The following is a 12,752-nucleotide window of genomic DNA, read 5'->3' as shown; positions in this document are numbered from 1 at the left end:
CAAACACCCCTAGCCCCACCCTACCATAGGAAAAGTGAAGTTTTGTAACGGACTGGCGATGCGGGTGGGGGTCATTGGCGCAGGGATAGGCGGGTTAACGGCGGCGGCGCTGTTGGCGAAACGGGGCTTTGAGGTGGTGGTGTGGGAACAGGCGGTCCAGGTGGGGGGATGCGCCTCCACGTTCCGGCGGGGACCCTTTGTATTCGAGGTGGGAGCGACCCAGGTGGCGGGCCTGGAGCCGGGGGGCATTCATCACCGGGTGTTGACGGAGTTGGGGGTGGCTTTACCGACGGGGTGCTGGTGTGACCCGGCCTGTGCGGTGTATTTGCCCGGTGAAACAACCCCCATCCGGGTCTGGCGGGACCCCCAGCAGTGGCAGGCGGAACGACAACGGCAATTTCCCGGCAGTGAGCGGTTTTGGCAACTGATGGACTGGTTGTTTGCCGTGGGGTGGCGCTTCCAGCAACGGCAGCCGGTGATTCCCCCGCGTGCCCTCTGGGATTGGTTACGCCTGCTGGGGGCGTTAGATGGTGAAACATTGCTGATCACGCCGCTTGCTTGGTTGACCGTGGGGCAGGTGTTGCGGTTGATGGGCTTGGGGAACCAGCGGCGGCTCAAGACTTTTCTGGATATGCAACTGAAGCTGTACTCCCAGTGTGAGGCCGATGAGACGGCGCTGTTGTACGGAGCTACGGTGTTGGGGATTCCCCATGCACCCCAGGGGTTGTTCCATCTCCAGGGCAGTATGCAGGTGCTCAGCCAGCGGTTGCTCCAGGGACTGCATCGCTGGGGGGGACGGGTCCAACGTCGGCACCGGGTCACAGAGATTGTGGTGCAACGGGGACGGGTGCAAGGGGTCTGGGTGGAAAACGCCCACGGGCAACGGCGCTATGAAGGGGTGGACCACCTGGTGGCCAATGTAACGGCGCCGGATGTATTGCGGTTGTTGGGGAAGGGGGCGCCGCCGTTGTACCGCTGGCGTATTACCCATTTGCCCCCGGCGTCCGGCGCTTTTGTGGTGTACCTGGGGGTGCAACAGGCCGCCATTCCCACGGGTTGTCCCATGCACCTGCAATTTCTCTATGACGCCAACGGTCCCATCGGTGAAACCAACTCCCTGTTTGTTTCCGTGAGTCAACCGGGGGATGGGCGGGCGCCGGCGGGGATGGCTACCCTGGTGGCGTCGTCGTTTACGGCGGTGGGGATATGGCAACAGGGGGACTATGCTGCTTTGAAACGGCACTACACGGAACAGGCGCTGGCCCGCTTGGGCACTTTTTTTGACCTGTCGCCGGAACACCTGGTGCATGTGGAGGCGGCCACCCCCCGTACGTTTGCCCGCTATACGGCCCGGCACCTGGGGATGGTGGGGGGCGTTGGCCAGCGGGTGAGGACCTTTGGCCCCTTGGCCCTGGCGACCCGTACACCCGTTGCCGGCCTGTGGTTGGTGGGGGATTCGGTGCATCCGGGGGAAGGGACGGCGGGGGTAAGCTATGCCGCGGTGCAGGCGGTGGAGCAAATCTGTGCCATGGCCCGTTCAGCTAAGGCGTCCTATCCCGCTGCCACGTAAACCAGGCGCGACGCCACCAGGTGGCGGGGGGAGCAGAGGGCATGCGGGTTACGCCGCTCAGCCAGCGCCAACTGTCCCAGGTGAGATGTTGATCGGCCATCCGGCTGAAGTGGCTGTACGGGTCCGTGTTATCCAGGGCGTGCCAGCCCAATACTTTACCTCGGCCCTGGGTCAGGCGTTTACGGTGGGGTTGGGTGTGCACCTGGAGGCGACGGGGATAGGCTTGGCGGGCTTGGGATTCGGTCCAGCCCTGGCGCAACCATAGGGGGTCCGTGGGAATCACCCAGGACAACTGCCGGTAAACGGGGCGGCGCCGCCGGTAAAGGATGTTGTTCAGGGCCAGGGCCAGTCCGTAACCCAGCACGGCGGGCACCGGGTAATGACCGATGGCATCGCCGACGGCGTAGATGCGGGGGTGGCTGGTTTGCAAATAGGGGTTGACCTGGAGATGGGGACCTCGGCGACGGAATTCGACGGCACCGAGCCGTTCGGGGGGGACATGGGGGGGCGTCGTCAGTAGCAGGGTATCTACTTCCCAGGGACCTTGGGGAGTGTCGAGGAGAATTCCTGATGGTTGGGGGGTCACCCGTTTGAGGGGTGTTTCGGGCAACACCTGCACCCCCTCCGCCTGCAGGATACGCGTTAAACGTTGGGCGATCAGTTCCTCCTCCAAAGGCAGCAGCCGCGATTCCCCCAGGAAAAAGGTCACCGGCACCCCCAGCCGCGCCCAGGCCTGCGCCAGTACCACAGCGACCGGGGTATTTCCCCAGATGGCCACCCGCCCTGGCGGTTTGCCCCAAGCAACCCAGTCGTCAACGGTCTGAAACGGTACGCGGCGCCATTCGGGAATTTCCGGCAGCAGGGGCGTTCCCATTAGGGCCACAATGTAGCCACAGGCCCGCAGGGTTCGCTGGGGGGTTTGCAGGGCTAGCGGGGGTTCTAGGATGAATTGCCCCGGACCGGCCACCACATCTACCCCAGCCTGGAGCAACGCCCCATCTCCGTAACAGCTCTGGCCACACCAAACCTGGTGCTTGACCCAGTGATACGCCCGTTCCCACGAGGGGTGTCCTCGGGTGCCCCCCGGCCACAGCCAACTGGCCTGTTGTCCCTGCTGGGCGATGACACCAACCCGGCTCCAGTAACCCGCCGCTACCATGGCCCAGTCCCTGTCCCCGTCCGTTACCAGGGCCACCCGCGCCCCCTGTTGGCTTGCCCACAACGCCGCCCATCGGGCCTCCAACGACCCGCCCAGGATGACGACGTTGTAGTCCACCGCCATTACCGGATCTGGAGATAGCTGGCCTCAGCAATCACCGGGATTTCTGGATAGCGTCCCCGCGCCGACTGCACCATGCCATAGCCTACCGCCGCCAAGACCGCCAGAAAAACGGTGTTGAACAGCACCTCCTGCAAGAAGCCCTGCACCAGGGGAGCTAGGACAAAGTTGTACACCAGGGTCACCAGGGTCAGCACAATGCTCAGCAGAATGGCCTGCATCGTGTTGAAGCGAATGAAATGGGGCACTTTCTCGTTGCGTACCACGGCGACAAACAACAGGATAAAGACTAGTAAACTGCCCAGCCCCAGGGGTAAGGCGCTATAGACCAAGGCTAGGGGTAGCAGGGGGTACCCCAGGTAAGCCAAAGGGGGAAACTGGCGAAAGAGAAACTGGCCGTAGAGTAAACCGTCGTATAGAGGAATCAGATACACCAGGGCTGCCCAGAGCCGGTCCAGGGCCGTGGTCGAATGGCGCCATACCATAATCAATACCTCCCAGGCAACGGAGAGGGCGGGATTCGAACCCGCGGTACGGAGTTACCTGCCGTACAACAGATTAGCAATCTGCCGCTTTCGACCACTCAGCCACCTCTCCTGGAGTGGATTGGCGATAGACCTGTAATATAACATAGCGCCAGGGCGTATGGAGTGGACAGGATGCAAATGCCGGATTTCGGTGAATGCCAGCACCCGTTGATCCAGGCGTTGCAGGGACACAGCGACCGGGAGTTGTTGCAGCAGTTGCAGGGGGAACCGACCCAAGGACGAGCGTTTGTGGCCTTATTTTGCCGGTATGCCCTGTTGATCTACAGCCTGGTGCGCCATGCTGCTCCAACGCAGGTCCAGGCGGATTATCTATTTGCCACCACCTGGCGCTACCTGTACCAACAATTGCGGGAGTTTTCGCCACCAGCGGATTTAACTAGCTTACAGAGTTGGCTGGTGGACCGAACGGGGGATTGGTTAAGCCAGGTGGACATACCGCCGCCCGAGCAGATTCGCTACCAGTTGCTGACCGCCCCGCCGCCTTTATGGTGCTATTTGCAGGAGGCCCTGGACCAGTTGGCCACGCCCCTGCGCACGGTGATGGTCCTCAAAACGGTGGGGTGCTGGTCGGATGAACAGATTGGTCGGGAGTTAGACTTGGCGCCGGATCAGGTGGCGGCTTTGGTCTCCCGCGGCCAGGATGCCCTCATGACCCATCTGCCGGCAGATATTTGCGCGATTTATTTCCAGGAGGAACTGGCCCTATGACGGAAACCCAACCTCCCTTGACGCCAGGGCGTTGCCTAGCAGGGGCGGCCATCAGTGGTGGGCTGGGACTGGCCATCTGGGGGCTGACCCGGGCTATCGTCCTTGCTTTGACGGCCCATCCCGTGCCCAGCCAGAATCCCCTAGTGCTGCGCCTGGCCAGTGTGGTGCGGACGGTGCTGGTGGGTGGGGGAACATTGGCGGTGGTGGTGTTCGGTGTTTTTACGGTGGGGTTGTTGATCCTGGCGGTGCAGGTGGCGGTTTCCCCTCCCGATGCCTGAACGGCTGGGTGACTGGGGTTTGGTGCTGCTGGCGGCGGTTTGCGCCCTAGGGGCCGGGGGGGTGTGGTTGGTTATGGCTGCCGCGATACTGGTCCAGGCGTTACCGGCGATCCAGGCCTTCGGGGGGGCCTTTCTGGTGGGGGCAGTTTGGGACCCGGTGCAGGGGGAATACGGCATTGGACCGCCCCTGTGGGGGACCCTGGTGACCACGGGGCTGGCGCTGGGGTTGGCTGTTCCCCTGGGGTTAGGGGTGGCGATTGGCCTGGCGGAACCGTGGCCCTGGTTACGGCCGGGCTGGCAAAGGTGGGGAGCGGCGCTGGTGGAGGTCCTGGCGGCCATTCCCAGTGTGGTGTATGGGCTGTGGGGAATTTTTGTGCTGATGCCGGCGTTGCGGGCTTGGCAAAAGTGGCAACCCCAGTGGTTTGGCGGTGAAACCATTGGCCCGTCGGTGGGGGTCGCCAGTTTGGTGCTCGCCATTATGGTGGTGCCGACGGTGGCGGCGGTCGCCCGCAGTAGTTTACAGCAGGTTCCCCAGACCTATCGCTGGGCGGCGGCGGCCCTGGGGGCAACCCGCTGGGACATCCTGTTGGGGATTGTGTTGCCGGCGGCCCGACTGGGCATTGGTGGGGGGATTTTACTGGCCTTGGCGCGGGCGTTAGGGGAAACCATGGCCGTTGCCATGCTGATCGGCAATGCCCATCGCTGGCCCCGTTCCCTGTGGCAACCGGGGAGTACCCTGCCCAGCCTGCTGGCCAATCAATTTGCCGAAGCCCAGGGAATGCAGGTGGCGGCTTTGATGTATGCAGCGCTGGTCCTCTTGGGGGTGACGATAGGGATTCATCTGGCGGCCCGCTGGCTTTGGCCTAACCACTCACCAGGGATTGACAACGGGCGGGAAAGCCGGCTTGGGTAAGGGCATCGGCGGTGGCCGGTCCATCCTGGACGCGAAATTGGGGGCCAAACCGCACGTGTACCGGCTGCAGGGGATGACCAAGGGTGGCAATTACGGGGATCCGGGCCGTTTCCCTGCACCAGGGCTTGAGGATGTCCCGCAGTTGCGCTTGAACCTGCACATCCCTAGCCTGGTCGAGGGTCAGGGTTACTTCCAGGATTTGGACGGTGTGGGCCGGTTGGGCGTCCTCGATAATCAACTGCATCTGCTCATCCCGTTCGTCTAATCGCCCCCAGACGACCAAGGGTTGATCCGGGGTCAGGTGGGCGCCAATCTGGACAAAAACGTTGGGAAAGACCACGGCTTCACAACTACCGCTGAGGTCTTCCAGGGTGACCACCGCCATCCGTTCCCCCCTTTTGGTGGTAATGGGTTTGAGGTGGGTCACCAGGGCCAGGGCTGTCACCAGGCGATTGGTCGGCACCTGTTCCAACTGACCTAAACGGATCGGGGCTAGCACTTGCGCCCGTTGACTCAGGGATTTGAGGGGATGGTCGGAGATGTAAAACCCCAGCAATTCTTTCTCCAACTGGAGCTTTTCCTGGGGGGAGAAATCGGGAATAGGGGGGGCTTGGGGGGCGGTTGTCAGGGGGGTGGGGGCTAGTCCATCGCCCAGGAGACTAAACAAATCCGCTTGTCCCACTTCCCGGTCCTTGGCGCGGCTGTTGGCCCAATCCCATAACAGTTCCAGATCCGCCAGCATTTGCCGCCGGTTGGGATGCAAACTGTCCAGGGCGCCCGCCTGGATCAAGGCTTCCAAAGCCCGTCGGTTCACTAGGCTGGTATCCACCCGGTCGCACAGGTCCGCCAGGGATTGAAAGGGTCCAGCCCGGCGCACCTGGAGAATGTGTTCTACGACTCCCTGCCCCACATGGCGCACCGCCGAGAGACCAAACAGGATTTTGCGGCTGTCCTTGAGGGGGGTAAAGTGCATGTCAGAACGGTTGATGTCGGGGGGGTCGACCTGGATCCCCATGCTTTGACAGGTGGCAATGTAGCGCTGGATTTTGTCCTGGTTGCCGATTTGGGAAGACAGTAGGGCCGCCATGTACTCCACCGGGTAGTTGGCCTTCAAGTAGGCGGTCTGGTAGGTGATGTAGGCGTAGGCGGTGGAGTGGGATTTGTTGAAGCAGTTGGAGGCGATCAACCCACTGGCCAGCAGGAAATGATGGTCCCGGGCCACGCCGATATCATAGACAGGTCTTTTGCCGAGGCACCGGCGGCTGACAATCTTGGGCATGGTTGATGCGCGTGGTCTGTACTGGCATTTTAGCGACAGCCGTCCACCAACGCCTCCAGTTGCCGCCGGTCAGGGATCCGAAAATGGTCAGGATCAGCCCGCAGAATCAATCCCTCCTGCTCCAGTTTTTTCAGCACGCGGGTGACGGTTTCCCGACTGAGGCCGCAGAGACTGCCGAGTTCCCGATGGGGCAACTGGGGAATCACTACACCCCCTGTCTGCACCTGCCCTTGTCCTTCCGCCAAAAATAACAACACATCCGCTAACCGAACGCTGCTATTGGATTCTCTCACCTGTAACCGGCGGTTGAGTTGTTGGATGCGCTTGACCAGCAACTGGGCCAGGCGAAAGCCCACTTGGGGTTCCCGGTTGAGTAATTCCCCAAAGTCCTCCGCCGGGATAATGCCCACCGTCACGGGAGTGAGGGTCACCACATCGCTGGAACGGGGCGAGGACTCTAGGCTGGCCATTTCCCCAAAGAGGTTCCCTGGCCCCAGGATGTTGAGAATGATGGTCCGCCCTTCCCGGCTGCGGGTCTGAATTTTCACCCAGCCCTGGATGAGCAAATACACCGCATCGCCCCAGTCCTGCTCGAGCAACAGGGTCACACCGGGGTTGTGGTGCCGGACCACCAGCCGTTGACTGGCCCGTTGTACCAGTTTGGGAGGCAGGTTGTGGAACAACAGGGTGGCGTTGAGCAGCTCTGGAATCGGTGGGGCGGACATGGCCGGGTCAGACCAGGGAAGTTCACTTCCATTTTGGCAGCAAAGGTGACCCCCACAAGCCCAGCCCCAAATTCTGTTAAAATGCGCTGTGACGTAGGCAGAACCGGGGGACGCCAGTCGTGGGTTTGTTCAGTCGCTTTTCGCGGGACATGGGCATTGACCTGGGGACGGCCAACACGTTGGTTTACGTCGCTGGGCGGGGCGTGGTTTTGCAGGAGCCGTCGGTAGTCGCCATTGACCAGGAGCAGAAAATTCCCCTGGCGGTAGGGGAGGATGCCAAACGGATGCTGGGGCGCACGCCAGGTAATGTGGTGGCGGTCCGGCCTTTGCGGGATGGGGTGATCGCCGACTTCGATACCGCGGAATTGATGCTCAAGCATTTCATCCGCCGAGTGCATGGGGGACGTTCCCTGGCCCAGCCGCGCATTGTGATTGGCATTCCCAGCGGTGTGACGGGGGTAGAACGTCGGGCGGTGATCGATGCGGCGATGCGGGCGGGGGCGCGCAAGGTGGATTTGATTGATGAGCCGGTGGCGGCAGCGATTGGGGCTGGCCTGCCGGTGGATCAACCGATTGGCAACATGATCGTGGACATCGGCGGCGGCACGACGGAGGTGGCGGTGCTGAGTTTGCAGGGGGTGGTGCTGAGCGAATCGGTGCGGGTGGCCGGCGATGAACTCAGCGAAGCCATTATGAACTACATGAAGAAGGTGCATAACCTGGTGATCGGGGAGCGCACTGCCGAGGACATCAAGATTGATGCGGGTTCCGCTTATCCTGTGGGCAACGATGACCAGGTGGTGGAGGTACGGGGGTTGCACCTGTTGTCGGGATTGCCCCGGACGGTGACGATTAAGGCGGCGGAGGTGCGCGAGAGTATGGCGGAACCCCTGGCGGTAATCGTGGATGCGGTCAAGCGCACCCTGGAACGGACGCCGCCGGAGTTGGCTGCTGACATTGTGGACCGGGGGATTATGCTGGCCGGGGGTGGGGCGCTGCTGCGGGGTTTGGATACCCTGATTAGCCATGAGACGGGCATCGTGGTGCACGTGGCGCCGGAGCCGCTCAATTGTGTGGTGCTGGGAACGGGTAAGGTCCTAGAAAGTTCCCGGGGCCTAGAGCGGGTGTTTAGCAGTCGTTCCGGTTAGGCCGAGGTCGGTGTAGGATAGGGGCAGTTTGCGGCGGACAACCATGAACCGGTTCGCGTTCCTCCAGCGTTGGTGGCAGCGTTATGCCCTACAGTTGATGGCGGGGGTGGGGGTGGTCGCTACAGGAATTTACCTACAGACAACCCAGGCGTGGTTGATCCGGGAGCTGTATCGCGGGCTGTGGGGGCGACAGGTCCCAGATACCCATTTGACGGATGCGCGGGTGCTGGAGCTGGAGATGCGGGTGCAGGAGTTGCAAACCCAAAACCGGCAGTTGCAGCAGTTGCTGGTTTATCGGCAGCAAATGCCCCTGGCGACGGTGGCGGCGGCGGTGGTGGGGCGCAGCCCTGGGCACTGGTGGCAGCAACTGTGGGTGGGCGAGGGGAGCAACAGGGGGATCACGGTGGGGACGGTGGTGTTGGCGCCAGGGGGTCTAGTCGGTCGGGTTTTGGATGTGACCCCTTCCACCAGCCGGGTGTTATTGGTGACGGACCCCAGTAGCAAGGTGGGGGTAATGGTCAGCCGGTCCCGGGCAATGGGGGTATTGGTGGGACAGGGTACGGAGCAGTTGGTGGTGGAGTTTTTCGATAAGAATCCGGATGTCAAGCCGGGGGATGCCCTGGTCACGTCCCCCTTTAGCACCATCTTTCCGCCGGGGATTCCGGTGGGCAAGGTGGAGAGCATTGACTGGCGAGCCATGCCGGCGCCCCGGGCAACGGTGCAATTGAATGCCCCCATCGAACGGCTGGAGTGGGTCCTGTTGCATTCCTATGGTCAGAAGTCGGCTGAACTCATGGATCCCTAACGGCCGGGTGGTGGCGACTACGGTGGTGTCGGCGGTGGTGGCCTTGGCGTTGTTGCCGTTGCGCTGGCCGGGGATGGAATTGGCGGGGATTGCCCCCGATTGGCCCTTGATTTGGGTGGTGGCCTGGAGTGTCAAGCGCACCCCGTGGCAGGGGTTGGTGGCCGGCGTTACGTTGGGGGTGATGCAGGATGGGCTGGTGAATCCCGGCGTAGGGTGGTGGCCCTCCCACGGGTTGAGTTTGGGGGTGGTGGGTTTTTTGACGGCCCTGTTGCAGAAAGACCGCTTGATCCAGGAGGACTTTATTTCGGTGGCGTTGATCGTGTTTACCATGGCCCCGATTGCGGAAACGGTGATGGCGGTGCAGTGGATGGTGGTGGGCCAGCGTCCCTTGGGGCAGATTTGGCTAGACCATCAGCGGTTGGCCTTGGCTTCGGCGATTTTGAGTAGCCTCTGGGCGCCCCTGGTCTATGTGCCCTTGAGCCGCCTGTGGCAACGGGATTAGATGGGGATGCCCATTCGCCCCACGACCGCTAAGGTACGGGCAGCACTGGTGAACATCTGGCGCGCCCAACTCCCGGGGGCCACTTTTCTGGATTTGTGTACTGGGACGGGGGCCATTGCCCTTGCAGCCCGCCAGGCCGGTGCCCGTTTGGTGGTCGCCGTTGATAGTTCCGCCAGAGCGATTCGCGCGCTTGCCCCCCAGGCCAACCAGGAAGACTTTATCGTCATGCAGGGCCATTTACCGGGTTGCCTGCGCCATCTCCAGACCGCCTTTGACCTGATCTACTTTGACCCCCCCTACGCCAGTGGGTTATATGGACCGGTGCTCGAGGCCATCCTGACCCACCGATTACTGGCGTCCGATGGGGAGTTGGCGGTTGAACACCACCGGCATGTGCCCCTGCCCGACCATGTGCAACACCTGGTGCGCGTCCAGCAGCGGACCTACGGCGATACGGTGTTGAGTTTCTACCGCCTGGCGAGTTAGTTAATCCCGCTTGTACTGGATGTAGGCCGCCACCAGCAGACCGGCAATGGTCACCGGCACCAGCCCTAGAACAATACTCAACACCAACGGTTCAATCATCGCTTCGACCTGTTAGGGTGGGAAAGTCATCTGGCTATTGTACCGCAGTGGGTCGTCTGTGGCGGCGATTTTGGGGGGCAGTGGCCTTCTACACCATCTTGCCAACCCCCAGGGGAGCGGAAGTGCAGGGGGTAGCGGTGTGGGCACCCGTGGTGGGGTTGGGGCTAGGGGCTGTCCTGGCCGGTATTGATGGGTTGCTCTCCGCCATGCCCCTCCTACCTCGCAGTGGGTTGTTGGTGGCGGCCCAGGTGGGCTTGACCGGCGGCCTGCATCTGGATGGGGTCATCGACACGGCGGACGGGCTAGGGGTGACCGACCCACAACGGCGTTTAGAGGTGATGCGGGAGAGTCACACGGGGGCCTATGGGGTGATGGCCGGTTGCCTGGTGCTGATGTTGAAAATCCTGGCCCTGGGGCATTTGCCGGTGGCCCGCTTCTGGTTGTTAACGGGGGTGATGGGCTGGAGTCGCTGGGGGCAGGTGGCGGCCATGAGCTTTTATCCCTACCTGCGGCGGGAGGGGAAAGGAGCCATCCCCCAACCAACGGGTGGGGCCCGCCCCTGGTTGCCGGGATTGGCGGCTTTGCTGCTCTGGGCCGGGCTGTGGGGCTGTGTGGGTCATGGCTGGCTCTGGCCCTTGGCCTTGACCGGATGGGGGTGCGGTTTGGCACTGGGGGTCGGCTTTGTCCTGTATCGCCAACTGGGGGGCCACACCGGGGATACCTACGGCGCCGTGGTGGAATGGGTTGAGGCCCTGTGCTGGTGTGCCCTGACGGCTCTGCCCCTGGACCAGCCCCTATCATAGAAAACCGGTGGGTTGACGACAGGGATGGACTACGCCCTCGATTTTGGCAGCAGCAATACGGTCATAGCCCGCCGGTCGCCGGTGACGGGTCAACCGGAAATGCTGACGTTACCGGGCCTCTCCCAACCCGACGGCCTGATCCCGACCCTGGTGTGTGAGGTGCCGGGGGACCCCCCCACAGTGTTGTACGGCCACCAGGTGCGCCAGTACCTGCAACGATTCCCCCAGGCGCCGGTGTACCACCACTTCAAACGGGCCATTTTACAGGGGGATGAGGACGCCAAAGGAGTCGGGGCCGGGTTTCTCCAACGCCTCCTGCAGGGCCTACAGCAGCAGAACTACTCCCTCAATGCCCTGGTGCTGACCGCGCCAGTGGATGCCTTTGAACCCTACCGCCAATGGTTGACGGCCCTCGCCCGGACCTGGCAAGTCCCCCAGATGCGCTTGCTGGATGAACCCACGGCGGCGGCCCTAGGGTACGGAGTAGCCGACAGCGACCTGGTGCTGGTGGTGGATGGGGGGGGCGGCACCTTGGACTTGGCCTTGGTGCAACTGCAACGACCGGGAACGCGCACCCACTTGGGTTGGATTATCCGTTGGGGCGACCGGGAGTTTGACCACCGCCAGCGGAGCAGCCAAGCCCAGGTGATAGCCAAGGCCGGTGTGAACCTGGGGGGCGCCGATATTGACCGCTGGATTTTTGACTACCTGGTGCGCAGGCAGGGGTTGACAGCCGGCGATGACATCCCCTTGACCCTGGCGATTGCCGAGCGCCTAAAGATTCAACTGTCCGACCAGCCCAGCAGCCACCAGATTTACTTTGACCACCGCACCGGCGCCACCCAGTCCTGGTTGCTGGAGCGCACCGAACTCGACCACATCCTGCGGCAACACCAGTTTTTTGAGCAGTTGACAGCAGTCATGGAATACCTGTGGGCACAGGCGCGGGTGCAGGGCTACCGACCACGGGATGTGGACGCCGTACTGCTGGTGGGGGGCATGAGCCAAATGCCGGCGGTGCGCCAGTGGTTACAAACCTATTTCCCGCCTGCCAAGATCCACCATCAACGCTCCCTGGCGGTAGTGGCCTACGGGGCCTTGGGATTGAACCTAAGCGCCCCCATCCGGGATTTCCTCTACCACAGCTACGGGTTACGCTACTGGGACAAACGCCGCAAGGGCCACCACTGGCACGAACTGATTCCCGCCGGTCATCCGTACCCCAGCCCTGAACCCGTGGAATTGGTGCTGGGCGCTTCCCAACCCGACCAACCCGCCGTGGAACTGGTTTTAGGGGAACTGAGCCATCCCACTGGCCAAGGTGCCGTGTACTGGGAAAATGGCCGTCTCGTCCTTCGTGGTGCCGCCCAGGACCCCACCGTGCAAATCCTCCATGAGGCCCTGCACCTACCCCTGGACCCCCCTGGTCAACCCGGGGAAGACCGCCTGCACCTGGCTTTTCGGGTTAACGACAACCGCCAACTCTGCCTTACCGCCCGCGACCTGCACACCGGCCACCTCCTCTGCCAAGACCAACCCATCCTCACCCTGACTTGACCCCTACCTTGACAATTTGTAAAGAACTTGTTACATTTATTTACAAAGTGAC

15 protein-coding genes and 1 tRNA gene are annotated in these 12,752 nt (G+C 62.3%); 10 read left to right on the top strand and 6 right to left on the bottom strand.

The features are described from left to right. Positions 1–58 precede the first annotated feature (58 nt). Positions 59–1,570, top strand: coding sequence for a C-3',4' desaturase CrtD (gene crtD, locus Q6L55_06565; protein ID MEN9258372.1), 1,512 nt, complete (start codon positions 59–61; stop codon positions 1,568–1,570). Here the strand turns inward: crtD and Q6L55_06560 are convergent. From Q6L55_06560 to Q6L55_06550, 3 genes are all read right to left on the bottom strand, one after another. After that, positions 1,542–2,852, bottom strand: coding sequence for an FAD-dependent oxidoreductase (locus tag Q6L55_06560; GenBank protein MEN9258371.1), 1,311 nt, complete (start codon positions 2,850–2,852; stop codon positions 1,542–1,544). The genes crtD and Q6L55_06560 overlap by 29 nt on opposite strands. Further along, entirely contained in the window at positions 2,852–3,334 is a 483-nt protein-coding gene (locus Q6L55_06555) for a Tic20 family protein (protein MEN9258370.1), read from the bottom strand. Before Q6L55_06555 ends, Q6L55_06560 begins: the two co-directional genes overlap by 1 nt. A 20-nt stretch (positions 3,335–3,354) precedes the next feature. After that, positions 3,355–3,446 (bottom strand) — tRNA-Ser (locus Q6L55_06550). A gap of 62 nt (positions 3,447–3,508) precedes the next feature. Here Q6L55_06550 and Q6L55_06545 point away from each other — a divergent pair. The 3 genes from Q6L55_06545 to pstC are packed head-to-tail and all read left to right on the top strand — an operon-like array spanning position 3,509 to position 5,296. Further along, complete coding sequence (locus Q6L55_06545; GenBank protein ID MEN9258369.1) at positions 3,509–4,105, top strand: hypothetical protein; 597 nt, start codon at positions 3,509–3,511, stop codon at positions 4,103–4,105. Next, complete coding sequence (locus Q6L55_06540; GenBank protein MEN9258368.1) at positions 4,102–4,383, top strand: DUF3082 domain-containing protein; 282 nt, start codon at positions 4,102–4,104, stop codon at positions 4,381–4,383. The genes Q6L55_06545 and Q6L55_06540 overlap by 4 nt, the downstream gene beginning before the upstream one ends. Continuing rightward, complete coding sequence (gene pstC / locus Q6L55_06535; protein MEN9258367.1) at positions 4,376–5,296, top strand: phosphate ABC transporter permease subunit PstC; 921 nt, start codon at positions 4,376–4,378, stop codon at positions 5,294–5,296. Before Q6L55_06540 ends, pstC begins: the two co-directional genes overlap by 8 nt. Here the strand turns inward: pstC and Q6L55_06530 are convergent. Both Q6L55_06530 and Q6L55_06525 read right to left on the bottom strand, forming a co-directional pair. Beyond that, positions 5,247–6,575 (bottom strand): hypothetical protein, encoded by a 1,329-nt coding sequence (locus tag Q6L55_06530; protein MEN9258366.1) that lies wholly within the window; start codon positions 6,573–6,575, stop codon positions 5,247–5,249. The genes pstC and Q6L55_06530 overlap by 50 nt on opposite strands. Positions 6,576–6,604: 29 nt before the next feature. Beyond that, on the bottom strand, positions 6,605–7,300 hold the full coding sequence (locus tag Q6L55_06525) for a Crp/Fnr family transcriptional regulator (protein ID MEN9258365.1): 696 nt from the start codon (positions 7,298–7,300) through the stop codon (positions 6,605–6,607). Between the two features lie 125 nt (positions 7,301–7,425). On the opposite strand from Q6L55_06525, the gene Q6L55_06520 reads away from it, so the two are divergent. Genes Q6L55_06520 through Q6L55_06505 form a run of 4 tightly spaced genes read left to right on the top strand, consistent with a single transcriptional unit; the run spans position 7,426 to position 10,241 of the window. Then, positions 7,426–8,448, top strand: coding sequence for a rod shape-determining protein (locus tag Q6L55_06520; GenBank protein ID MEN9258364.1), 1,023 nt, complete (start codon positions 7,426–7,428; stop codon positions 8,446–8,448). A 43-nt stretch (positions 8,449–8,491) separates the two neighbouring features. After that, on the top strand, positions 8,492–9,253 hold the full coding sequence (mreC, locus tag Q6L55_06515; GenBank protein MEN9258363.1) for a rod shape-determining protein MreC: 762 nt from the start codon (positions 8,492–8,494) through the stop codon (positions 9,251–9,253). 7 nt (positions 9,254–9,260) lie between these two features. Further along, positions 9,261–9,755 (top strand): rod shape-determining protein MreD, encoded by a 495-nt coding sequence (mreD, locus tag Q6L55_06510; protein MEN9258362.1) that lies wholly within the window; start codon positions 9,261–9,263, stop codon positions 9,753–9,755. A 6-nt stretch (positions 9,756–9,761) separates the two neighbouring features. Further along, positions 9,762–10,241, top strand: coding sequence for an RsmD family RNA methyltransferase (locus Q6L55_06505; GenBank protein MEN9258361.1), 480 nt, complete (start codon positions 9,762–9,764; stop codon positions 10,239–10,241). On the opposite strand, the gene petG is transcribed toward Q6L55_06505, so the two are convergent. Next, positions 10,242–10,340: a cytochrome b6-f complex subunit PetG gene (petG, locus tag Q6L55_06500; GenBank protein MEN9258360.1), complete on the bottom strand. Its 99-nt coding sequence runs from the start codon at positions 10,338–10,340 to the stop codon at positions 10,242–10,244. Between the two features lie 47 nt (positions 10,341–10,387). Here petG and cobS point away from each other — a divergent pair, with 47 nt between their 5' ends. After that, complete coding sequence (cobS, locus tag Q6L55_06495) at positions 10,388–11,143, top strand: adenosylcobinamide-GDP ribazoletransferase (GenBank protein MEN9258359.1); 756 nt, start codon at positions 10,388–10,390, stop codon at positions 11,141–11,143. 24 nt (positions 11,144–11,167) lie between these two features. Continuing rightward, positions 11,168–12,700 (top strand): Hsp70 family protein, encoded by a 1,533-nt coding sequence (locus tag Q6L55_06490; GenBank protein MEN9258358.1) that lies wholly within the window; start codon positions 11,168–11,170, stop codon positions 12,698–12,700. Positions 12,701–12,752: the final 52 nt, after the last annotated feature.

It is taken from the genome of Gloeomargarita sp. SRBZ-1_bins_9, from assembly GCA_039794565.1.
In the GTDB taxonomy this organism is placed as follows: Bacteria; Cyanobacteriota; Cyanobacteriia; order Gloeomargaritales; family Gloeomargaritaceae; genus Gloeomargarita.
The sequence above is the reverse complement of the archived record's forward strand: the minus strand, read 5'-3'. Positions and strand labels throughout refer to the sequence as shown.